Genomic DNA, 24,313 nt, shown 5'->3' on the forward strand with positions numbered 1-24,313 from the left:
CATCATTATCGCTAATCAACAAATAAAATCGATGAAATACACAATTAAATAATTAACAAAAATAAAAATCTTACATTTATATATGCTTTATTTTATTTTAATTGAACTAATACATGTAAACTCTGCGTTACTAGCATTTTATTAAAACTATTTTTTGTCATAATTTCATTCAAAAAAAATTAAAAAACTCATTAGTTTTCAATGCTGCTTGTATATAAAAGGAAAAAGATTTGTCATGAAATAATATTAATTTACACTAATAAATAAGAAATTCAACTTTTATAAAATGCTTTCAATATTTTTGGCAAGATCAATATCTTTATCGGTAACACCATCTTCATCATGTGTAGTTAGACGAATAGTTACTTTATTGTAGACGTTGAATAATTCAGGATGGTGATTGGCTTTCTCTGCAAAAAGTCCAACTTGAACTATAAAACCTAAAGCTTTTGAAAAATCTAAAAATTTAAAATTTTTCTCTATACCATTATTAATAAATTTCCAGTCTTTAAGTTCTGATAACTCTTTTTGTATTGATTTTTCTGTATACGTTTTCATAATGCATTTTTTAATTTTTATAAAGTTAGTTAAATTTTAAAGAATCAGAAATATATTAACTTTATTGATTAATTTTGAAAAATATCTTTTTACAACTTGAATACAGAGTACTCTTTTACAATTTATAATTCTACTGAACAACTTCCTTCAAACTGGGACAGCATAGCAGTCTCAAGTGTTTTTTTATCTAAAAACTATTTAAAAGTACTAGAACAATCATCTCCTGAAAACATGATTTGTCATTATATTGGTATTTTTAAAAAAGAAAAATTAGTTAGTATTGCCCTTTGTCAATTTCTTGATTTAAACAAATTAGAATCTTTTGGAGAGCGAGATAAATGCATTAAAACTACCGTTAGAAATCTAGTTTTCAAAAACTTTGCCTCACAAGTATTAGTAGTTGGAAATAACATGTTGACTGGCCAAAACGCATATGCTTTACTAAACGAAATAGAGGAGAAAACCGTAATTGCATTATTACACGAAGCTACTAAAGAATTAAAAAAACAATACAAATCAAAAGGGATCACGATCCACATTACTACTTATAAGGATTTTAGTAAAACGCAAATTGAAAACTTTGAAACTTGCGAGTTTAAGAATGATTATCAATTTTCGACACAACCTAATATGATTTTTTATATTAACGAAAATTGGAAAATAGAACAAGATTACATAGATTCTCTTTCAAAAAAATACAGAGATCAATATAAAAGAGCTCGCAAAAAAGCAGTAGGTATTGAAAAAAGAAAATTACATCTAGAAGAAATAATTTTGCTAGAAGATGCTATTTATGACTTGTATTTTCATGTGGCAAAAAATGCTCCTTTTAATACTTTTTTCTTACCAAAAAATCATTTCAGAATTTTTAAAGAAATTTTTAAGGACCAATTTCTTTTCTACGGTTATTTTTTAAATGAAGAATTAATTGGATTTAATACTTTAATAAAGAACGGAAAAACGATGGACACTTATTTTCTTGGATACAACGATACCATTCAAAGGGAAAAGATGTTGTATTTAAATATGCTCTACGACATGATTGCCTATTCTATCAAAAAAGATTTTGATGAAATTGTTTTTGCAAGAACAGCTTTAGAAATTAAAAGTTCTGTAGGTGCTAAACCCGTAAAAATGTACGGAATTATATCGCATAATAATTCGATAGTAAATTCATATATGTCAAAAATATTCAAGTATTTAGAACCTGAAACCATTTGGCAAGAGCGAAATCCTTTTAAATAATAATATTTATACAACGGGAATTGCGACTTTCATTTGTTTTGGTAAAATTTCGATATTGAGTTTAGTTTCAGCTCCACAATATTCACCATCAATTTGAAAACTAACAGGCACATTAGTAGCAATTACTGCTTTAGCAGTAGAAATAATTTCGACATCATTATTATCCAAAGGCATATTTCCAGTAATAATTTTGCCCAAAACAACCAAATCCATATTCTTTAAAATTACCAATTCAAACTTTCCATCGTCCATTATTCCGTTTGGATTTATAGAAATGCCTGTGCCGTATTTTTGTGAATTGGCAATAACAATCATTCTTGCTTCACATTCTACTGTTGGAAAATCACCTGTGATAGTAGCGGTAAATGGATCGTCTAAATCAATTAAGGTGTTTACTGTTTGCAAAGCATAACCCAATTTTCCTCTGATACTGCTGTTTTCATAGTTCTTTATCATTTCGGCATTGAGACCAAGATCACTCAAATGAATGCTTTTTTTTCCGTTGATGGAAATCATATCCATTTCCATATAGTGATTATAAAATGCAATTGGCAAATTCTCTTCAATTGTAGTCGGCAAATTTAAGTCTACTGCTAGACCATTTGCAGAACCTGCAGGCAAAATGCCAATAATAATATCTTCATCTTCTAGAGCTTCAGCAACCATTTTTATAGTTCCATCACCTCCAGCCACTATTACTCGCTCCGTTTTATATGTCTTATAAAATTCGTTTAGGCGATCACTATCTGATATTCCAGAAGTTTTGAAAATGTGGATATTAAAATTTTCCTTTTCTGCAAAAGCAGTTATGGTATTAATTAATTCAGTCTTATCAATACCTCCTGAAATAGGATTTACAACTAGGATACAATTATTTTTCAAAATTTATTCTGCTTTATTGATTAAAAATCTTTAAATTCATCTACTTTCAAAAGTACTACAATATATGAAACCAATTTTAAAATTATATCGAGGTTACGCAAATGAACAAGAATTAATTGTTATGGGTCATGTTTTTAAACCTACAACTACTGAAGAATATAATTTTCAAAAAAAAAAATTCAAAAATGCGAGATCTATTATCCGATTATTTAGAATTAAAACACAAAGCAATGCAGATGTTTATTTGAATCACTGTAATACTAAAATTCACACTAAAACGCTAAAAGATGGCTACTTTAAGTTTTGCGTTCCATTAGATCAAAATAATGCGTATGGCTGGATTGATTATGAAGTAAGCATCATTTATAATAACGAGGTCATTAGCACAACTGAAAGCTATATTAGACCACACAAAGGGAATTTAGGCATTATTTCGGACATTGATGATACCTTTTTGATTTCTCACACCAAAAGCCCTTTAAAAAAATTATACATTTTATTATTTAAAAATATAGATAAAAGGAAAGTTTATACCGATGTTGTAACTCATTATCAAGCTTTAAGCACAGCCAAAAGAGAAAACAAAGATGAATTTAATGTTTTTTTCTATGTATCTAGTAGTGAATGGAACTTATATTATTTTATTAAAAAATTCACCCAAATTCATAATTTACCTAAAGCAGTTTTACTTCTAAAAGACATTAAAACAAGTTTAAAAGATTTTTTATGGACTGGTAGAGGAGATCACAATCACAAATTTGAAAAGGTAAAACACTTATTAGAATTTTACCCCAATTTACAATATATACTTCTAGGTGATGATTCCCAGCAAGATGCTTTTTTATATGAAGCAATATGCAAAATATTTCCCGTTACTGTAAAAGCAGTTTACATTAGGCAAACCGGAAGCGTTAAAAAAGAAAAAGTAATCACTGTTTTAAAAAATTTAGAAACTTTAGATGTTTCAGTGTGCTATTTCAAAGACAGTAGCGAAGCTATTGCACATTCAAAAGCTATTGGAATAATAGAATAAAAAAAAGAGTCCGTTTTAGGACTCTTTTTTTATTAGGCATTGTCTATCTCTTCTTGAACTAATTCCCAATCGAGAAGTAGTTTGTCTAATTCTGCTTTTTTCTTATTGTATGCAGTAAAAAACTTAGCATCTTCTATGTGTTTGTCATAATTAGAAGCTAGCATTTTATCATCTTGCTGAATATCTCTTTCTAATTGTTTGATTTGACTTTCAACTTTACTTAATTTATTTTGCAAAGCCTTCCCTTTTTTCTGATCTTCATAAGAGGCTTTATTACTTTCTTTGGGCGAAGTCGCTTTTTGAGCATCTTTCTTCTCTACTTCACGCATATTTTCCATATTGCGCTGTTCTAAGAAATAATTAATATCTCCTAAATATTCTTTTATTTTTTGATCTTTAAACTCATACACTAAGTTTGACATTCCTTGCAAAAAATCCCTATCGTGAGAAACTAACAATAAAGTTCCACCAAATTTTTGCAATGCTGCTTTCAATACGTTTTTAGATTTTATATCCAAGTGATTCGTAGGCTCATCCATCAACAATACATTGATTGGTTGCAAAAGTAATTTACAAAGCGCTAAACGGTTTCTTTCTCCTCCAGAAAGCACTTTTACCTTCTTTTCTACATCATCACCTCTAAACAAGAAAGAACCCAGCATATCACGTACTTTCATACGATTTGTATCTGCAGCTGCATCTTCCATCGTTTGAAGTAAGGTAATTTCGCCATCCAAATATTCTGCTTGGTTTTGTGCAAAATAACCCAATTGTACATTATGCCCTAGTTTTATATTTCCTTGGTATTCAAACTCATCTACAATAGCTTTGATAAAAGTAGATTTACCTTGACCATTTTGTCCCACAAAAGCAATTTTACTTCCGCGCTCTACTAAAAGATTAATATCTTTTAAAATGGTTTTATCACCATAACTTTTAGTAACATTTTCTGCTTCTATCACTACTCTTCCTGGCTCTTTTGAAACTGGGAATGTAATATTCATCACAGAATTATCATCTTCATCAACTTCTATGCGCTCTACTTTGTCTAATTTCTTTATTAAAGACTGTGCCATAGAAGCTTTAGAAGCTTTCGCACGGAACTTTTCGATTAACTTCTCCGTTTCTTCAATTTTTTTGGCTTGATTCTTTTGTGTTGCCAATTGCTTTTCACGAATTTCATGACGCAATTCTAAATATTCTGAGTAAGGCTTATTGAAATCGTATGCTTTTCCTAATGAAATCTCGATAGTTCTATTAGTTACATTGTCCAAGAACATTTTATCGTGAGATACAATCACTACAACTCCCGCATAATTACGCAAAAAACTTTCTAACCAAATAATACTCTCAATATCCAAGTGATTGGTTGGCTCATCCAGCAATAAGATATCATTAGATTGCAGCAACAACTTAGCTAATTCAATACGCATTCTCCATCCACCAGAAAAAGTCTCGGTTTGATTGTCAAAAACTTCACGTTTAAATCCTAAACCCAGTAAGATTTTCTCTGTATCACCTACATAATTATAACCACCAAGCAATTCAAATCGATGGGTGTAATCAGATAAATCTTCTATAATTTGACTATACTCTTCACTTTCATAGTCTGTACGAGTAACCAATAAATGATTAATTTGTTCAAGCTTTTTTTCTACAATTTTAATTTCTGTAAATGCTTCATAGGCTTCTTCCAAGACAGTTCTTCCTTCTTCAAAATCGATATCTTGACGTAAGAATCCCATTTGAACTTCTTTCTCTGTTGCAATCTGACCAGAATCGGGTTTGAAATCTCCAGCTAGAATTTTAAGCATTGTTGATTTTCCAGCACCGTTTTTTCCAACAAGACCAACTCTGTCTCCAGCACCCAATCGAAAGGTAACTTCTTCAAATAAATAAGAACCGCCAAAGGAAACAGATAAATTGTGTATATTAAGCATGTATTATGGTTTTATTCCTTTTTGAATATGTAAATTTGTAACTCCAAAAAAGGAAAAATTAAATTTTTTGCAAATGTTAAAAAAAGGATCCAAATTATATAGCATTTTAACAGGAACTTGTCCTAAATGTCAGAATGAGAGTATGTATTTCGACAAAAACATACTTCATTTGGATAAAATTTTAAAAATGAACGATACTTGCAGTCATTGTGGATTAAAATATCAAATCGAACCCTCTTTTTTTTATGGCGCAATGTATGTTAGTTATGGTCTAAACGTCGCCATCGGAATCGCTGCTTTTATCATTTCATTTTTGTTTTTTAGCTCCAGTCTAAAAGTAGCTTTTATAGTAATTATTGCAGCTATTGTTTTATCATTTCCATTTGTTTTGCGTTGGTCTAGGAACATTTACATTAACATGTTTGTTTCCTATGATCCAAAAACAAATTTAAAATAATATTATTTTTTAATCTTCTTGTTAAACCTTTTTATATCGACTTCGGTATCTAAAGGTTTTTTTAATTCTATAGACTCAAAAAGACCTTTCGCCATCGCTGGACCTAGCATTACTCCTCTAGTTCCTAATCCATTAAGAATATGAATTGAATTATATTCAGCATGCGTTCCTAAAAGTGGTCTTCTGTCTTTTACAGTAGGACGAACACCTGCAAAATGAGATATAATTTCAAAATCACAGGTAATAATTTCCTTAATTCGCTCTATTAACTCTAACTTTCCTTCTTCTGTTGGCAAATCAGTTTTATCTTTCCAATTGTAAGTAGCACCAATTTTAAATAAATCGTTCCCTAAAGGCAAAATAAAAACGCTAGTGTTAACAATTACATCTAAAGATAGTTCTGGCGCTTTTATGATAAAAAGCTCCCCTTTGGTACCATCTAAGGGCAAATCATTAAAATACGGATTGGAATGTAAACCGAAACCTTCAGCAAAAATAATATGCTTTGCTTGAATATCTTTATAACTAATATAACTTGATTCAACCTGCAAAGCTTTGTAATCAAATTTATCTTTAAGAAACAAATTATTTGATTTTAAATATTCTCTGTATTTATTTAAAAGCAATGAAGTATCAACGTAACCCGTCTCTAAAACTTCACCATATCCATATGGCGAATCTATACTCTCATATTTTTTTGAAATTAATTGAGTAGATAAAAAAGGAGTCAAAGCAATTTTATCTGAGGCTGAAAACCAATTATTCTGTTCTTCTATTGAAAAAAACTTCCTTAATATGGGAGTTTTAAAATCGACTTTACAGGCTATTTTTTTTTCAATAGTATCATAAAAATCAACCATCAATTCCAACTGTTCCTTTGCTTTCCATACTTCACTAAAACGTTTTAATATAACTGGATTATAAAGTCCACCAGCAATTTTAGAAGAATTTTGAGAGTCATCATCCAAAACAAATATAGTTTTTCCATTTTTCAATGCTATTTCTGCGAATGAAATTCCTGCTAATCCACAACCTACAATTAAGTAATCAACCATTTGAGATACGTTCTATTAAAAAAGCAAATATAAGTCTATTAAAACAAAAAAACTCTTACTACAAGAGTAAGAGTTTTTTTTGTTTTGATATATATCAGAATTAATAATTCCACATATCCGATTCGAAATTTCGTATTTTATCTTTTACTCTTTCTGATTCAAGCAACTGATTTTGAGCATTATCTTTCATGTATTCGTCAATATTTCTATCACCGTACACATTTTCTTCTTTATAGATAACACTATTAAAACGCCTTGAATTTAAAATTTGATCAAATGAAATTGGTAATGCAGAATTTTTATCATTAAAAGCTTTAGCATCATGCAAAACTTCTCTTGCTGCTGGGAAAAATATCCAAAAAAGTTCGATATAATCTTTCTCATCACTATTCATAGAATAGACATCAGGAGTTACAGGACAAATTCCTAATAATCGATACTTTAATTCACTTTGACGTTTATCAAAATACCAATATCCTTTAATCTTATATTCAGTAACATCAGCTGCAGAAAGATCTTGTCTTAAAATATATTCTTCTGAAATTTTATTTCCAGCATTAATTTGCTCTCTACCTGCATCAGTAGTATCGATACGAGTTAGAGAAGCTTGAATATCTCCTAAAGATTTTTTAGTGTTAAAATAACTATCAGTATAAACTTCAGTAATTGCACCATTTTTCATTGCTTTTGTTAGAACATCATACAAAGATCTTCTATCTGATCCTACATTAGCAGTATCAATTGGAAAATATAAAGCAAAATTAATCTTTTCGCTTAAGTCAATAATTTCCCAAGTTGTTTTTCCCATCAAAACATCTCTATCATGCACATAACCGTAAGCTAATGGCTTATCATTATCTGAAATAAGTTGTGCAGCAGTTTTAAGTCCTATTTGGTCCGGAGTTTTAGCATTAAGCAAATTAGATTGCCCAAAAGTTGAAAAACTTCCCGTAATAGAGATAATAGCGATTAAAAAATTTCTTACATTCATCATTGTATCTTTATAAGATAATTAAGTAGATTAAAAAAACTACTAGTTATTGTATTTCAAAAATTACTGGTGCAGTTCTTGGCAATAAATAACTACCAGCTCCAATAAGTTTAGTTTTAATTTCAGAAATAGTAACTTGGTCACCTCTTCCTGCTTTTGCAAGCACTGCTTTACACTGTGCATTCATTTTATCTCCTTGTACAACTACTGTAGGTTGTCCTGTAACTTTAAGATTAAATCCAACAACATCTAAGCCAACTTCAAAATCAAAATCAACTAACTTAGCACCGATTGTTGCAATTTCAAGATTTGATTTAGGTCCTTTTACAACACCCATTTCACCTCTAATTGTACCAGCTGGACCAGGAATACCTTTAATTCTAAAAGCTTTTTTATCAGAAACTTTAGAACCATCGTTAAGAGTAGCACTTACATTAATGACAACTTCATTTCCTGCACCTGGACTCATACTGTATTTTCCACCACCTGCAGAATTTAATCCTGGAGCAGAAGCAGTAACTTTATCACTAGATACACCTGCAAAAGATATAGTCATAGGATTGACAACACCTCTGTATACTACATTCATCTTATCAGCAGAAATTGTAGCAGAATTAGGTCTAGGAACAACAACATAATTTCCTTTAAATTTTAATGGAATAGATTTTCCATCTTCCATAAAAGTAAATTGACCATTAATAGCTTGCTCTCCAACACTTCCAGCTGTCATAGCAATAACCGCTTGACCGTTTACAATTTTACCTGGACCAGAAAAAGAAGTAGGTGTTGTATTTTTGTCATAACGACCTAAAACCACTTTACCTGTAACTTGTTCTCCTTGAAAATAAGCGCTTTTATCTAATACTACTATCGCTTCATAATTGCTGTAAGAGGCAGCAGCAACAGCAGCCTTACCTAATAAAGTATTATAAACATCAGTTTCAGATTTTTTAACATCATTCTGCCAAGCAGATAATTTTGCTAAAGATGCAACAGCTGGGAAACCTTTAAAATGATAATCTAAATAATCAATCCCTACTCCGTCTTTATTTTTAACTTTAGATAAATCAAATTTACTATTCACTTCAGCTAAAATTGAAGCTAATTTTTGGTTATTACCTAAAGCAGATTTCATGTCTGCTTTGTATTTTTCTACAGTTGCAATAACTTCTTTACCTTTTGCAGAATACCCAGCTGGACTAAACCACAATTGGTCTAAGTTGTCGCCTTTATCCATTTCTTCATAAGGTAATTTACCAGTCTCAGGTTTAACTTGAGTACCCTTTAAAACATCTGTTTTAATTTTACCAATATAATCATAAAAAGTCTTAGTAATACCTTCTACTTTATGTGCAGTAGCTGAAGCTGTAGTAAATTCTCCACCTGCTTCTGAAGCTTTTGCATCTAAACCAGCCAACATTTGAGTGTTAGACAATTCAGCCGAAGCATTAGAACTTTCAAATTTTTCATTCATTAATCCAAATGCAGACAACACTTCTTTGGACATATTTAATGCTAACATTGCGATAAAAACCAAGTACATTAGGTTAATCATCTTCTGTCTAGGGGTTAGTTTTCCTCCTGCCATATTTTCTAAATAATTAGTTTATTATTTTTTTATAGTTTGAAACTAATTATCCTTTATTATTCATTGCAGAAAGCATACCTCCATAAACGTTGTTCAAAGAAGACAAATTAGAAGTCAATGATAACATTTGATCTTTTAATTTTAAGTTGTTTTCAGCAACTTCTTCATTTATTTGAGCATTTCTAGATGCGCTTTGTAATTGTACTTTGTACAAACTGTTCAATGATTCCATTTGAGCAGCTGCCAATGTCAACTCTTCACTATATTTTTTAGTAGAAGCAATTGAATCTACAGTAGGAGAAATACTCTTAGCTGCTGATTCAAAGTTTTTAATACTATTTCCTAAACTAGCCATTAACTCACCGTCAATTTTCGCATCTTTTAACATTGCGTCTAATTTTTGAGATAATAAACCTTGTGCTTCTGTAGTATTTTCTACTTTTTTAACCGCTGTTTTAGCTTGTCCGTTCCCTAATTCTGGATAAACTAAAGTCCAATCCAAATCATCATCAACTGGTTCGAATGCAGAAAGTGCAAAAATAAGTGCCTCCACTACAAGACCAATTGTAAGCATCAAGTTCCCTGTTATAACTCCAAATTCAATATGGGTAATTTTAAATAATGCCCCAATAATTACAACTGCCGCTCCCATACCATATGAGAAATTCATCACTTTTTTGCTTAATAATGCCATAATAATTTTTTTTTAATATTTAGTAGATTTGGTTTATTTTTATTTCTTTTTTCCGTTACCAGTAGCTTTAGTTCCCATATAATCTTGAACCGTTCTAAAACCGATATAACTTCTTGCTGAGTCAGCATATTCATAATCTCTTGTACTTACCTGTAGGAAGTAAGCAACGTCCTTCCAAGAACCTCCACGCAAAACCTTACGTTTATTTGAACCGTCTTGAACATTTGGATTCATAGAAGATACATATTCATAAGCATTTGAATCATAAGATGAATCAGTCCACTCAGAAACATTTCCTGCCATGTTATATAAGTTATAACCATTTGGATCATAAGACTTAGCTTCTACAGTATATAGAGCTTCATCTGCAGCATAATCACCTCTATTAGGCTTAAAGTTTGCTAAGAAACAACCTCTATCGCTTTTTGTATAAGGACCACCCCAAGGATAAGTAGCAGATTCTAAACCACCTCTAGCAGCATATTCCCATTCTGCCTCAGTTGGCAATCTGAAACTATTTACTAAATCATGACCTTTTTTCTTTGCTTTCACATAAGTATTCTTATTTAAAGTTCTCCAAGCACAAAATGCTTTAGCTTGAGTCCATTTAACACCAACAACAGGATAATCACCATAGGCTTTATGCCAGAAGTAGTCATTATGCATTGGTTCATTATAAGAATAAGCAAAATCTTTAATCCAAACTGTAGTATCTGGATAAACCTTTACTTCTTCAGTTTTGATAAAATCTTTTCTGTTACCCACTTTTGCTTTAGCAGCAGCCTGAATATCCATCCAAGAATACCTGAATTTTAATTTATTGACATCCATAGTACGCAAACCATTATATGATTCCGCTATTGGAATATACATAGAATCCATAACTTCAGTGTAATATTCATCTGGATACAATTTTGTATCTTTAATCAATTTTACTTTTCTGTTTAATTTTCTACCAGCATACTGATCATCAGAAGTTCCTACACTATAATAGTTATCATACATGTATTTATCGTAAGGCGACATCTTAGCAGGGTCCGAATCGTTAAAAGCAAAATCACCAATACTAGTGGCATTTTTACCTTTACCCGTTCCAGGAGTTTGCCCATTTAAATCTGCAAAAATAGCTAAACGAACTCTAACAGTAGAGTCTTTTACCCATTCTACAAACTGTCGGTACTCACTATTAGTAATTTCCGTTTCATCCATGTAAAAAGCACGAACAGTAACTGTTTTTGTAGGAGCATCTTCTACATTGGCTAAATCAGCATCTGATTTACCCATAATAAAAGCACCCCCGGGTATTAATGCCATTCCATATGGCTTCTCAGGATGCCATTTTCCTCCATTAATACCAACTAATTCTCCTTTATCGCTTGATTTACCACAGCTAACTAGAAGGGTTAAAATTGTTGCAAAAGCTATGAACTTCTTCATGTAAATTTGGTTATCTATTCATTATTTTTAAGGCTGTAAACCTATTTATTTTTTTTAACAAAAACAATTTTTTTAGCACTAAACAATTTTTTTTTTTTTAAAGCTAAATATCCAGTAAAAAAGGGGGTTACAGTATGTTTTTACGTTGTGCTTTCCACCATCTTTCGGGTAGCTCTTGGTTGCAAGCCAGTAAATATTCGTCAAAAGAGCAGGGTAACAACGTATTTCTTTTTAATTTATTATTAACATTTGATACAAATGGAATTTCTATCCACCATCGATCTGTTTTGTCACTTTTGTAAAAAATCAACTCTTCTTCTTCTAAAGGAACAATATATTTTAAGTAATTATTTTTACTCCCAAAAGGGTATTCATTTGAACGATAGTGAAATCCTTCTATAAAATACCAAACTATTTGAGCAATAATTACAGCTTCTTGTGCTGAATTATTATGATTAAATATCCCAAAAGAAGATACTTTATCACTTATCCCTGCATACCTAGAAAGCGAACAAATTTGTTTACCATTAAATCCGTTAGGCTGAAATGAAACAAAATTACCTGAATCTGAAGACTTAATTGAATTTAAATCAATACTCACCAAGTCCGCATCTCTAAAAACAGGCTCCGAAATCACAATATTATTACAAACCTCTCCTAATCTATAGGCATCGAAATATAATTTCTCTATTAAATCTATTTCTTCTTGTGAATTAAAATAAGTTTGAAATCCTAAATTACAATAATTAAATAAATTATTAGGTTCATCAATAATTATTTTTGTTAGATAAGAAGATGCCGACATTTCTTCCTCTTCTTTTCCAAAATCAAACTTACTATCAATAGCAACTAAGTTAACCATTTGCTCTAAATCATCATAAGCCCTATAAAGAGCATAAGTTAAATCTTGAGAACCCCCAATTACAATTGGAATTATTTTTTTCTTAATTAAACTTGCTACTACTTTTTTTACTGCAAAGTAGGTATCGTCAATAGAATTTCCAGGCAGAATATCTCCTAAATCAGCAATTGAAGTATTCCAATTCCCAGGAAACAGACTATACAATTCCATTCTCACTGGAATTAAATCAATATCAGAAATTGCCTTTGCATCACCTCTATTGTCAAAAACGCCAATTATAGCAATTTTAATTTGATCTAGATCAGGGAATTGCTCCTGTGTATGAAGTACAATTTTACTCCCTAATTGCTGCGAAGTTAATGTACCAATATGATCTAAAACTTCAATGTCTATAGGTTTTAAAAAATCAAATTCCATTCTATTCTTTTTTTATCCTCTAACCAGCCTCTCTAAAGGAGAGGGAGACGAGATATTATGTTGTTTGATTTTACTATTTCTTTTTTGCAACTGCCTTTTTTACTGCTGGTTTTTTTGCAACGGCTTTCTTTACTGGAGCTTTTTTTGCAGCTACTTTCTTAGCGGGCGTTTTCTTGGCAATCATTTCTTGAACTTCCTCAAGTGTCAATTTTGTAGCATCAACATCCTTACTCAATTCAATTTTGATTTTGCCTTTAGTAATAACCGACCGACCCCAACGCGCTTTTTCTACTAAAATACCTTCGTCTTCCCAATTGTGCAAAACCTTGTCAATATTTTTTTGTAACTTATCTTCAATTAAGGCTTCGATATCAGATTGTGATAAATTATCAAAGTCATATTTTTTACTTACATTAATAAATAAACCGTCCCACTTAATAAAAGCTCCAAAACGCCCCACTCCTTTTTGAACACCTAGCCCTTTATAAACAGCTATTGGCGCATCTGCAAGTGCTTTTTCGTCAATTAATTCTTTAGCTCTTTCAAAATCTACATCCAAAGGATTTTCACCTTTCGGCAAAGAAACGAAAGCCGCACCATGACGAATATACGGTCCAAAACGACCATTACTCACCTCAACTTCTTCGTCTTTATAATTCCCAAGATTTTTTGGCAACAAAAATAAATTCAACGTTTCCTCTAAAGTAATGTTACCAATATTTTGGTCATTCATTAAACTAGCAAACTTTTTCTCTTCATCATCCGCAGCTCCAATCTGAGCCATTGGACCAAATTTACCTAAACGTACCGAAACTGGTTTTCCTGTTTTTGGATCTGTTCCCAGAATTCTCTCACCACTTTCTCTTTCAGCATTGGCCTCAACATCTTTCACATTAGGGTGAAATTGATCGTAGAATTCCTGCATCATTTTTGCCCATTCAATATTTCCTTCGGCAATTTCATCAAAATCTTGTTCCACTTTAGCAGTGAAATTATAATCTAATATGTTACCAAAATTCTTTACTAAGAAATCAGTAACAATTGTTCCAATATCTGTAGGAACTAATTTTCCTTTATCCGAACCTGTATTCTCTTTCAGCAACTTCTCTCCTACTTTTCCAGATTGTAGAGTCAGTTGGGTATAATTACGTTCTTGACCATCAAGATTTCCTTTTTCAACATAATTTCTGTTGATAATTGTAGAAATTGTTGGCGCATAAGTAGAAGGACGACCAATACCTAATTCCTCTAACTTCTTAACCAAAGAAGCCTCAGTATATCTTGCAGCAGCACGAGAATAACGTTCCGTAGCTGTAATGTAGTTATTTTGTAATTTTTCGTTGACTTTCATAGCAGGCAACATACCTTCTTGCTCTTCATCGTCATCGTCATTTCCTTCTAAGTAAACTTTTAAGAAACCTTCAAAAAGTAATACTTCACCAGAAGCTGTAAAAATTTCACCGTGATTATTAGCTTCAATTTTCACATTGGTGCGCTCTAGTTGCGCATCACTCATTTGCGAAGCTAAAGTTCTTTTCCAAATCAAATCGTACAAACGGGCTTGATCGCGATCGATGTTTACAGTATGACGTGACATATCAGTAGGACGAATGGCCTCGTGCGCCTCTTGAGCTCCTTTACTTTTATTAACAAAAGTTCTTGGCTTAGAAAATTCCTTACCATACGATTTAATAATCTCAGCTTGAGCAGCTTCCATCGCATCCTTTGATAAGTTCACACTATCAGTTCTCATATAAGTAATAAGTCCAGCTTCGTACAAACGTTGTGCCAACTGCATGGTGATTCCAACTGGAAGATACAATTTACGCGCTGCTTCTTGCTGTAAAGTAGAAGTGGTAAAAGGTCCTGTTGGAGATTTTTTGGTTGGTTTTGTTTCTAAATCCGATACCTTATATGTAGAGCCAATATTTTTACTTAAAAAATCTTCCGCTTCTTTTTTAGTATTAAAATTTTTAGGCAGTTTTGCTTTAAATGATTTACCACTTTCATTAGTAAATTCAGCCACAACAGAATAAGTTGCTACTGCATTAAAATTCTGAATTTCTCTTTCGCGTTCCACAATCAAGCGAACAGAAACGGATTGTACACGTCCGGCAGAAAGTCCGCCTTTAATTTTTCTCCATAAAACTGGAGACAATTCGTAACCCACCAATCGGTCAAGTACACGTCTTGCTTGTTGTGCGTTTACTAAATTATAATCTATTTCACGTGGATTATCAATTGCTTTTAAAATAGCATTTTTTGTAATTTCGTGAAATACAATTCGTTTTGTTTTTGATTTGTCTAATTTTAATTCTTCGGCTAAATGCCAAGAAATAGCCTCACCCTCGCGATCCTCATCACTTGCTAACCAAACCATATCGGCTTTTTTAGCTAATCCTTTCAATTTAGTAACTAAAGCCTTTTTATCAGCAGAAACTTCATATTTAGGTTTAAAACCATTTTCTACATCTACCCCAATTTCCTTAGAAGGTAAGTCTGCTATATGTCCATAACTAGACTCTACTTGAAAATCACTTCCTAAAAATTTCTCGATTGTTTTTGCCTTTGCTGGTGACTCTACTATTACTAAATTCTTTGCCATATCCCGATTGTTTGTGTCGGCAAAAGTAGAAGTTTTTTTTAAATTTAAAGTTTTTTAAAATTTAAAAGTCAAAATTCCCTTTGTAAGACACTACAAAGAAGAAAGTTCAATAATACTATTTAAAAAAATAAAGCAAGTTATTATTTACAAAATAAGATTTAGAAAAAAGATTGCATCTTTTGCACTCTTTTTAAAATTCAAAAAAATAATAGAGAATGACTTTAAAATCATAACTTATTATTACAGTTAAAAATTATTATTCATTCTGAACAAAAACCTTATACAAAACATAAAAAACTAAAACATTGTTAATTCTTAGTCTGACATCTTGTCATATTTATTTGAATTCACTTATCTTTGCACTTTAAATTAGCTGATGGAAAAGATTATTGAAGAAAGCAAACAAGGCGAAAGTCTTGTTCTAGAACATAAACCCGAGAATACAAAGAAACTTTTTATAGAAAGTTACGGATGCGCAATGAATTTTTCGGATAGTGAAATTGTAGCATCTATATTATCTAGCAATGGATATAACACTACTCAAACTCTGGAAGAGGCCGATTTAGTATTAGTAAATACTTGTTCTATTCGGGATAAAGCTGAGCAAACAATTAGAAAACGTCTGGAGAAATACAATGCGGTAAAACGCATCAATCCAAAAATGAAGGTTGGAGTTTTGGGCTGTATGGCGGAGCGTTTGAAAAGTAAGTTCCTGGAGGAGGAAAAAATCGTTGATCTTGTTGTAGGGCCAGACGCTTACAAGGATTTACCCAATTTACTTAATGAGGTTGAAAACGGAAGAGATGCTATTAATGTAATTCTTTCAAAGGACGAAACCTACGGTGATATTTCACCTGTTCGATTGATGAGCAACGGAATTACTGCTTTAGTTTCGATAACCAGAGGTTGTGACAATATGTGTACTTTTTGTGTAGTACCGTTTACTCGTGGAAGAGAACGCAGCCGAGAGCCACAAAGTATTATGAATGAAATTCAGGACTTGTGGAATAAAGGTTTTAAGGAAATAACGCTTTTAGGTCAAAACGTAGATAGTTATTTATGGTATGGCGGTGGACTGAAAAAAGATTTTTCTAATGCTTCCGAAATGCAAAAAGCAACTGCGGTAGATTTTGATCAATTATTAGAAATGGTAGCGGTTGGTTTTCCAAAAATGCGCATTCGTTTTTCGACTTCAAATCCACAGGATATGCATGAAAGCATTTTGCATGTTATTGCTAAACATTCAAATATTTGTAAACACATTCATTTACCAGTACAATCAGGCAGCAATCGAATATTAAAGGAAATGAATCGTTTGCACAGCAGAGAAGAATACATGAATTTAATTGACAAAATCCGTTCTATTATTCCGGATTGTGCCATTTCGCAAGATATGATTTCAGGATTTCCAACGGAGACAGAGGAAGACCATCAAGACACATTAAGTTTAATGGAATATGTAAAGTATAACTTTGGCTATATGTACAGCTATTCGGAACGTCCTGGAACCTTGGCAGAAAGAAAACTAGAAGATGATGTACCCGAACTAACAAAAGCAAGAAGATTACAAGAAATTGTTGACATGCAACAAAAACATGCTTGGTTTCGTTCTGAAGAATTTATTGGAAATACGGTGGAAGTTTTGGTAGAGAAAGTTTCAAAAAAATCTACTGAGGAGTTTTCTGGAAGAAATTCACAAAGTATTACCGTGGTTTTCCCAAAAGAGAATTATAAAATAGGAGATTTTGTACATGTAAAAATTACAAGTTGCACAAGTGGCACTTTAAAAGGTGAAGCGATTGGATATTCTGAGATGAATTAGATTTTTTGCCGCAAATTTAATTTAAAAAAAGTCGCCACGAATTCCACGAATTCTCACGAATTAATTTTTTAATAAAAAATGCTGTAAATAAAACATTTCATGATTACATTTTTTTCTGGGCATTAGTGTAAATCTTTAATAAATAATCTAATATGCAGTTGTACAAACAAGAAGAGTATTATAAAATTATAGGACTTTGCATGGAAGTACATCGTGTTTTAGGTGGCGGCCTTTTAGAAGCTGTTTATAAAGAAGCTTTAGAAATAGAATTTAAAAGCCATGACATCCCGTACGAAAGAGAGAAAGAATTTATTATAGACTACAAAGAACATCAACTATCAAAAAGGTTTTATGCAGACTTTGTAGTTTACGATACTATAATACTAGAAGTAAAAGCAATAAAAATAATAGTTGATGATAACATTGCGCAAACTCTAAACTATATGTCAATAACTAAAAGTGGACTTGGTATTATTGCTAATTTCAGTTTAAAATCATTACAACAAAAAAGATTAGTACTATAATTTAAAATTTGTGAAAATAATTTAAGTTTTAATAACTAGTGCTAATTCGTGAAATTCGTGGCTAAAATTTATGGAAACAGTTCAAAACATAAAACAAAGATTTGAGATTATTGGGAATGACCCAAAGCTTAATCGTGCGATAGAAAAAGCCATTCAGGTTGCTCCAACAGATATTACGGTATTAGTTGCAGGAGAAAGTGGTGTAGGTAAAGAAAACATTCCAAGAATCATACATTCTCTTTCACACAGAAAGCACGGAAAATATATCGCTGTAAACTGTGGTGCGATTCCGGAAGGAACTATTGACAGTGAACTTTTTGGACATGAAAAAGGTGCTTTTACTGGCGCTACAAATACCCGTGAAGGTTATTTTGAAGTAGCTGATGGAGGAACTATTTTCTTAGATGAAGTAGGTGAATTACCACTTACTACTCAAGTAAGACTATTACGTGTTCTAGAAAACGGAGAATTCATCAAAGTAGGATCTTCTCAAGTTCAAAAAACAAATGTCCGTATTGTAGCAGCTACGAATGTCAACTTATTCGACGCTATAGAAAAAGGGAAGTTTCGTGAGGATTTATATTATCGATTAAGTACCGTAGATATTGTTTTACCACCATTACGGGAGCGAAAAGACGACATTCATCTATTGTTTAGAAAATTTGTTGCCGATTTTGCACATAAATATAAAATGCCACCTTTAAAATTGGATGAAAACGCAATACCAGTATTACAAAAATTCCGCTGGAGTGGTAATATTAGACAATTGCGAAATGTTGCGGAACAAATCTCCGTTTTAGAAACCAACAGAGATATATCTGTAACTACATTGCAATCTTATTTACCAGAGCAAGGAAGCAATTTGCCGTCTGTAATTAAGGACAAAAAGAGCGAAAACGATTTTAGTACAGAAAGAGAGATTTTATACAAAGTCCTTTTTGACATGAAAAGTGATTTGAATGATTTGAAAAAATTAACATTGGAACTCATTCAAAACGGAAGTTCTAAAGTGCAAGAAACCAATCAACATTTGATAAAAAAAATATACGGTTCAAAAGATAATGATAGTGAGATTGATTTTGAAGAAGAACCAAGATCTGCATTAATCACATCGCAAAACAATGATGATTTGTATCAAGAAAACGATGATAATTATCTTTTTGCTGAAACCATAGAGGAAGAAGAAACGTTACGATTGGAGCAAAAGGAAATTGAAATGATTAAAAAATCTCTTGAAAAAAACAAAGGAAAGAGAAAAGCGGCAGCAGATGAATTGGGGATTTCCGAAAGAACTTTATATCGAAAAATAAAGCAATTCGACTTGTAGTTAAAATTAAAAAAATACTATTAAGAAGTAAATTAAATCACTTACTTTTATTAAACTAATATGAAAAAAATATATTTATTAGCGGCACTAATTATTCTTTTCGCTACAAACAGTTGTTCAGTATATAACTTTACAGGAACAGGGAAAATTGATGCAAAAACATTTCAAGTAGGCTTTTTTCAAAACAATGCGGAACTTATAGAACCTGGAATTGACAGAAGATTTACATTAGAACTTCAAGATTTAATCCAGAACCAGACTAACCTAAACTTAGTTAAAAACGGCGCTGATTTATCCTATGAAGGAGAAATAACAGATTATAGAATTAGTCCAATGACTGCAACAGCTGATCAAAGAGCAGCGCAAAACCGTTTGACTATTAGAGTAAATGTTCGTTTTACTAACAAGAAGAAAGAAACTGATGATTTTGAAAAACAGTTTACTTTTTTCTATGATTATCCTGCAGAACAACAATTAGCAGGATCAACATTAAACTCCGCTTTAAAAGATATTTTTGAAAGAATTACACAGAATATTTTTAATGAATCCTTAGCCAAATGGTAGTAAATCATTGGTTTTAGATTTCGATTAAACAAAAAAAACAACACTCAAATTATTATCTTGTATGAATGTAACTAATTTTATTTATTTGATTAACAAACCTGATGCAATCAATGAAAAGCAGACAGAGGCTTTGGAAAAGGTAATAGAAGAGTTTCCTTATTTCCAAAGTGCTAGAGCGGTTTATCTGAAAGGTTTATACAGTCAAAATAGTTTTAAATATAATGCTGCTTTAAAAAGAACAGCGTCACATTCAACAGACAGAGCTGTCTTATTTGATTTTATCACATCCGATACTTTTAGTTCGATTGATAAAACATCAAATGTGATAAAAGTAATTGAAACCTTTGATGTTCCGAATCAAGATATAAAATTTTTAAAAGTAGAACAAAAACAAGAAGAAGTCGATTTAAAATCTAATACAATAGAAGAATCGATTTTAACTACTACACAAGATGTCCTATCTGTTGCTACTATTGAACCTACAGAAACAATTGAAGAAAAATTAGCTATTGGTCAACCTCTAGATTTCTCCAAAAAAGAACAACATTCTTTTCAAGAATGGTTACAACTTTCTCGCTCGCAACCTATAAAAAGAGAATCTGAAGAGACTATAGCGGAACCTATAATTTTAGAAGATGCAGATAAAAGAAAAAAAACAGAACTGATTGATAAATTTATTGAAACCAGTCCTAAAATCTCACCTGTAAAACACGGAGTGCCTTCTTCTATCAATCTCAATGTAAATTCTCAGGACAATACTTATTTGATGACAGAGACTTTAGCTAGAGTTTACTTAGAACAAAAAAAATATCAAAAAGCGATTCAAGCATATGAAATATTAATTTTGAAATATCCAGAAAAAAGTAGTTTCTTTGCAGACCGCATATCGGATATTAAGATTTTACAACATAACAATAATTAAACAATGAGCACATTTTCAATTTTTTTAGTTTTAATAACTATAGTTTGTTTTCTATTAATCGTAGTTATAATGGTTCAAAACCCTAAAGGTGGTGGATTATCTTCTACTTTAGGCGGTTCTCAAATGATGGGAGGAGTACAAAAAACAACGGACTTTTTAGATAAAAGCACTTGGACATTAGCAACAATTTTAATTGCGCTAATACTTCTTTCTACCTTAAGTTTTACTGGATCATTGAGCGATAACGATTCTAAAATCATTGATACTAAAACAAGTACAGCTCCTGTAGCTCCTGTTCAAAATACACCTGCTGTACCTAATCCAGCAAAATAAAAATACTTTACCTATTTTTAAAATGCCAGCTTGTCAAAGCTGGCATTTTTTATAAGAAAATGTGTCAGTTTATATAGGATGGCATAATTTCTGAAATCCTATAAGCATTCATAAAAACAATAAAAAAAATATAAAATCATGGCTTTAAACATCAAACCACTTTCAGACAGAGTTCTTATCGAACCAGTTGCGGCTGAAACAAAAACTGCGTCAGGGATTTTTATTCCAGATACAGCCAAAGAAAAACCACAAAAAGGAACTGTTGTTGCCGTTGGAAATGGTACAAAAGAACATACAATGACTGTGAAAATCGGAGATTCTGTACTTTACGGAAAATACGCTGGAACTGAATTAAAATTAGAAGGAAAAGATTATTTGATCATGCGTGAGGATGATATTCTTGCGATTATTTAAATCCCCCTAACCCCCGAAGGGAGAATTCTTGAGTTTTTAGAAACTTGAAACCTTAAACTTGAAACAAAATTTAACATAACAGAAATGGCAAAAGATATAAAATTTGATATTGAAGCACGTGACGGATTAAAACGTGGTGTTGACGCATTAGCAAATGCAGTTAAAGTAACTCTTGGACCAAAAGGTCGTAATGTAATTATTGGAAAATCTTTTGGTGGACCAAATGTTACGAAAGATGGTGTTACTGTTGCAAAAGAAATTGAATTGAAAGATCCATTGGAAAATATGGGTGCTCAAATGGTTAAAGAAGTAGCGTCTAAAACTAATGATTTAGCTGGAGACGGAACTACAACTGCTACCGTTTTGGCGCAAGCAATCGTAAAAGAAGGTTTGAAAAACGTTGCAGCTGGAGCAAATCCTATGGACTTGAAACGCGGTATCGACAAAGCGGTTGAAGCTATTGTTGCTGACTTAGCGAAACAAGCTAAAGTGGTAGGAAGTGATTCTGAAAAAATTAAACAAATTGCTTCTATTTCTGCTAATAATGACGAAGTAATTGGTGAATTAATTGCTACTGCTTTCGCAAAAGTAGGAAAAGAAGGTGTAATTACTGTTGAAGAAGCTAAAGGAACTGATACTTACGTAGATGTTGTTGAAGGAATGCAATTTGACAGAGGATATCTTTCTCCTTATTTTGTTACTAATTCAGAAAAGATGGAAGTAGAATTAGAAAGTCCTTACATCCTTTTGTATGACAAAAAAGTATCTTCACTAAAAGAATTATTACCAGTACTTGAGCCAGTTGCTCAATCTGGAAAACCATTATTAATTATTGCTGAAGATGTTGATGGTGAAGCATTATCAACATTGGTTGTAAATAAATTACGTGGAGCCTTGAAAATCGCTGCTGTAAAAGCACCTGGTTTTGGAGACAGAAGAAAAGCAATGCTAGAAGATATCGCTATCTTAACCGGTGGAACTGTTATCTCTGAAGAAAGAGGATATACGTTAGAAAACACAACTTTAGAGATGTTAGGAACTGCTAAGAAAGTAACTATCGATAAAGACAATACTACAATTGTAAGTGGTGCTGGTGAAGCTGACATGATCAAAAATCGTGTGAACCAAATTAAAGGTCAAATGGAAGCTACAACTTCTGATTATGACAAAGAAAAATTGCAAGAACGTTTAGCTAAATTAGCTGGTGGAGTTGCTGTTCTTTATGTTGGTGCTGCTTCTGAAGTAGAAATGAAAGAGAAAAAAGATAGAGTTGATGATGCACTTCACGCAACTCGTGCTGCAGTTGAAGAAGGAATCGTTGCTGGTGGTGGTGTAGCACTTTTGAGAGCTAAAAATGTATTAAGTACTTTGAAAGCTGATAATGCTGACGAAGCTACAGGAATCCAAATCGTATCTCGTGCCGTAGAATCTCCTTTGAGAACTATCGTTGAAAATGCAGGTCTTGAAGGTTCTGTTGTGGTTGCAAAAGTAGCTGAAGGAACTGGAGACTTTGGATACAATGCCAAAACTGACGAATATGTTGATATGCTGAAAGCAGGGATTATTGATCCTAAAAAAGTAACTCGTGTAGCCTTAGAAAATGCAGCTTCGGTTGCTGGAATGATCTTGACTACTGAATGTGCTTTGATCGATATTAAAGAAGAAAATGGTGGCGGAAACCCAATGGGTGGTGGTATGCCAGGAATGATGTAATATCTATCCGAAACAAAATAAAAATCCGTTTACCAAAAGTAAACGGATTTTTTATTTAATAGCAATAATTATAAATTATGGCAATGACAAACTATATTTTTAATAGAGACAAAAAAAAATCCGAAAATTAAATTTTCGGATTTTTTATATAGGCTATTCTTTATCAGCTGGTCTTTTCTTTAATAACTTGATCAATACTGGAAAAGTAGAAATCAAGACAATGATAATAATAATATATTCGATGTGGTGTTTTAAATCAATGCCTTGCTTTAAGAAAATACCGTAAAGATAATGACCTGCAAAAATTAAGATAAAAGACCATAAGAATGAACTTAATATATTAAAGAACATAAACTTCTTTTTATCCATCGATACAATTCCTGCGATTATAGGAGCAAACGTTCTAAATATTGGTAGAAAACGGGCGAAAATAATAGCTTTTCCACCATATTTTTCAAAGAAATCCTTTGATTGAAGTAGGTATTTTTTCTTAAACCAAAAAGTATCTTCTTTCTTAAATAAGTAATAGCCGCTTTTAGCACCAAACCAATACCCAACCATGTTTCCTAAAATACCCATTGCTGTGACTGAAAGTGAAAGCAAAAGGACATTCATAAAATCATTAGGAATATGAATAACATTGGCCATTAACTCGCCGCTATAAATTCCAGCTAGAAAAAGTAAACTATCTCCTGGAAGAAAAAAACCTGCAAAAAGTCCTGTTTCAGCAAAAACTATGAATAAAACAATGTACAAGCCTATTTGAACTCCACCAATACTCAATGTAATATAAAACTCTGGGTTGATCAATTGAGTCCAGTCAAAATTATTCATAAATGTCTTTTTTTGTTAACGTGTATAAGTTCGTGAAAGTAATAATAATTTATATCATCAACAATTTAAAACTCCACTTTAAAGTTTAATTAACTT

General features: G+C 31.8%; 22 protein-coding genes. 11 read left to right on the plus strand and 11 right to left on the minus strand.

The features are described 5' to 3' along the window. Positions 1 to 279 precede the first annotated feature (279 nt). Positions 280 to 558: a 4a-hydroxytetrahydrobiopterin dehydratase gene (locus MW871_RS08855; protein WP_210644424.1), complete on the minus strand. Its 279-nt coding sequence runs from the start codon at positions 556 to 558 to the stop codon at positions 280 to 282. 96 nt (positions 559 to 654) lie between these two features. Between MW871_RS08855 and MW871_RS08860 the strand changes: the two genes are divergently transcribed. Continuing rightward, entirely contained in the window at positions 655 to 1,803 is a 1,149-nt protein-coding gene (locus MW871_RS08860; protein ID WP_248428296.1) for a peptidogalycan biosysnthesis protein, read from the plus strand. A gap of 6 nt (positions 1,804 to 1,809) precedes the next feature. Here the strand turns inward: MW871_RS08860 and MW871_RS08865 are convergent, their stop codons facing one another. After that, positions 1,810 to 2,685, minus strand: a complete 876-nt coding sequence (locus MW871_RS08865) for a diacylglycerol/lipid kinase family protein (RefSeq protein WP_248428297.1) — start codon at positions 2,683 to 2,685, stop codon at positions 1,810 to 1,812. A 64-nt stretch (positions 2,686 to 2,749) separates the two neighbouring features. Here MW871_RS08865 and MW871_RS08870 point away from each other — a divergent pair, with 64 nt between their 5' ends. Further along, positions 2,750 to 3,718: an App1 family protein phosphatidate phosphatase gene (locus MW871_RS08870; protein WP_248428298.1), complete on the plus strand. Its 969-nt coding sequence runs from the start codon at positions 2,750 to 2,752 to the stop codon at positions 3,716 to 3,718. A 32-nt stretch (positions 3,719 to 3,750) separates the two neighbouring features. Here the strand turns inward: MW871_RS08870 and MW871_RS08875 are convergent, their stop codons facing one another. Then, positions 3,751 to 5,658, minus strand: a complete 1,908-nt coding sequence (locus MW871_RS08875) for an ABC-F family ATP-binding cassette domain-containing protein (RefSeq protein WP_188048728.1) — start codon at positions 5,656 to 5,658, stop codon at positions 3,751 to 3,753. 73 nt (positions 5,659 to 5,731) lie between these two features. On the opposite strand from MW871_RS08875, the gene MW871_RS08880 reads away from it, so the two are divergent. Next, on the plus strand, positions 5,732 to 6,115 hold the full coding sequence (locus MW871_RS08880) for a DUF983 domain-containing protein (protein ID WP_188048729.1): 384 nt from the start codon (positions 5,732 to 5,734) through the stop codon (positions 6,113 to 6,115). 2 nt (positions 6,116 to 6,117) lie between these two features. Here the strand turns inward: MW871_RS08880 and MW871_RS08885 are convergent, their stop codons facing one another. From MW871_RS08885 to topA, 7 genes are all read right to left on the minus strand, one after another. Beyond that, on the minus strand, positions 6,118 to 7,170 hold the full coding sequence (locus tag MW871_RS08885) for an NAD(P)/FAD-dependent oxidoreductase (protein WP_248428299.1): 1,053 nt from the start codon (positions 7,168 to 7,170) through the stop codon (positions 6,118 to 6,120). A 100-nt stretch (positions 7,171 to 7,270) separates the two neighbouring features. Beyond that, positions 7,271 to 8,161, minus strand: a complete 891-nt coding sequence (gene porN, locus MW871_RS08890) for a type IX secretion system ring subunit PorN/GldN (RefSeq protein WP_188048731.1) — start codon at positions 8,159 to 8,161, stop codon at positions 7,271 to 7,273. 46 nt (positions 8,162 to 8,207) lie between these two features. After that, complete coding sequence (gene porM / locus MW871_RS08895; RefSeq protein ID WP_248428300.1) at positions 8,208 to 9,749, minus strand: type IX secretion system motor protein PorM/GldM; 1,542 nt, start codon at positions 9,747 to 9,749, stop codon at positions 8,208 to 8,210. A 46-nt stretch (positions 9,750 to 9,795) separates the two neighbouring features. Beyond that, positions 9,796 to 10,443, minus strand: a complete 648-nt coding sequence (porL, locus tag MW871_RS08900) for a type IX secretion system motor protein PorL/GldL (RefSeq protein ID WP_188048733.1) — start codon at positions 10,441 to 10,443, stop codon at positions 9,796 to 9,798. A 39-nt stretch (positions 10,444 to 10,482) separates the two neighbouring features. Continuing rightward, positions 10,483 to 11,880: a T9SS ring complex lipoprotein PorK/GldK gene (gene porK, locus MW871_RS08905; RefSeq protein WP_188048734.1), complete on the minus strand. Its 1,398-nt coding sequence runs from the start codon at positions 11,878 to 11,880 to the stop codon at positions 10,483 to 10,485. Between the two features lie 127 nt (positions 11,881 to 12,007). Continuing rightward, positions 12,008 to 13,159: a formimidoylglutamase gene (locus tag MW871_RS08910; protein ID WP_248428301.1), complete on the minus strand. Its 1,152-nt coding sequence runs from the start codon at positions 13,157 to 13,159 to the stop codon at positions 12,008 to 12,010. A 73-nt stretch (positions 13,160 to 13,232) separates the two neighbouring features. Next, positions 13,233 to 15,764, minus strand: a complete 2,532-nt coding sequence (gene topA, locus MW871_RS08915) for a type I DNA topoisomerase (RefSeq protein ID WP_248428302.1) — start codon at positions 15,762 to 15,764, stop codon at positions 13,233 to 13,235. 376 nt (positions 15,765 to 16,140) lie between these two features. Between topA and miaB the strand changes: the two genes are divergently transcribed. The 8 genes from miaB (at position 16,141) to groL (ending at position 23,383) form a co-directional block, all read left to right on the plus strand. Next, positions 16,141 to 17,586, plus strand: coding sequence for a tRNA (N6-isopentenyl adenosine(37)-C2)-methylthiotransferase MiaB (gene miaB / locus MW871_RS08920; protein WP_210644444.1), 1,446 nt, complete (start codon positions 16,141 to 16,143; stop codon positions 17,584 to 17,586). 152 nt (positions 17,587 to 17,738) lie between these two features. Then, positions 17,739 to 18,110 carry a GxxExxY protein gene (locus MW871_RS08925; protein WP_210644447.1) on the plus strand — a complete coding sequence of 124 codons (372 nt, stop codon included), beginning with the start codon at positions 17,739 to 17,741 and terminating at the stop codon, positions 18,108 to 18,110. Between the two features lie 70 nt (positions 18,111 to 18,180). Further along, complete coding sequence (locus MW871_RS08930; protein ID WP_188048738.1) at positions 18,181 to 19,437, plus strand: sigma-54 interaction domain-containing protein; 1,257 nt, start codon at positions 18,181 to 18,183, stop codon at positions 19,435 to 19,437. Positions 19,438 to 19,497: 60 nt separating this feature from the next. Continuing rightward, positions 19,498 to 20,001: an LptE family protein gene (locus MW871_RS08935; protein WP_248428303.1), complete on the plus strand. Its 504-nt coding sequence runs from the start codon at positions 19,498 to 19,500 to the stop codon at positions 19,999 to 20,001. A 61-nt stretch (positions 20,002 to 20,062) separates the two neighbouring features. Beyond that, positions 20,063 to 20,923 (plus strand): tetratricopeptide repeat protein, encoded by an 861-nt coding sequence (locus MW871_RS08940; RefSeq protein ID WP_248428304.1) that lies wholly within the window; start codon positions 20,063 to 20,065, stop codon positions 20,921 to 20,923. A 3-nt stretch (positions 20,924 to 20,926) separates the two neighbouring features. Next, positions 20,927 to 21,256: a preprotein translocase subunit SecG gene (gene secG / locus MW871_RS08945; RefSeq protein WP_188048741.1), complete on the plus strand. Its 330-nt coding sequence runs from the start codon at positions 20,927 to 20,929 to the stop codon at positions 21,254 to 21,256. A gap of 138 nt (positions 21,257 to 21,394) precedes the next feature. Beyond that, positions 21,395 to 21,670, plus strand: a complete 276-nt coding sequence (locus MW871_RS08950; RefSeq protein ID WP_007137725.1) for a co-chaperone GroES — start codon at positions 21,395 to 21,397, stop codon at positions 21,668 to 21,670. An 84-nt stretch (positions 21,671 to 21,754) separates the two neighbouring features. After that, the gene (gene groL / locus MW871_RS08955; RefSeq protein WP_188048743.1) at positions 21,755 to 23,383 is read left to right on the plus strand and encodes a chaperonin GroEL; all 1,629 of its coding nucleotides are present in this window, start codon (positions 21,755 to 21,757) and stop codon (positions 23,381 to 23,383) included. A 153-nt stretch (positions 23,384 to 23,536) separates the two neighbouring features. Here groL and MW871_RS08960 read toward each other — a convergent pair whose 3' ends face one another. After that, the gene (locus tag MW871_RS08960) at positions 23,537 to 24,217 is read right to left on the minus strand and encodes a DedA family protein (protein WP_188048744.1); all 681 of its coding nucleotides are present in this window, start codon (positions 24,215 to 24,217) and stop codon (positions 23,537 to 23,539) included. Between the last annotated feature and the right edge of the window lie 96 nt (positions 24,218 to 24,313).

This window comes from Flavobacterium pygoscelis (assembly GCF_023162025.1).
Lineage (GTDB): Bacteria > Bacteroidota > Bacteroidia > Flavobacteriales > Flavobacteriaceae > Flavobacterium > Flavobacterium pygoscelis.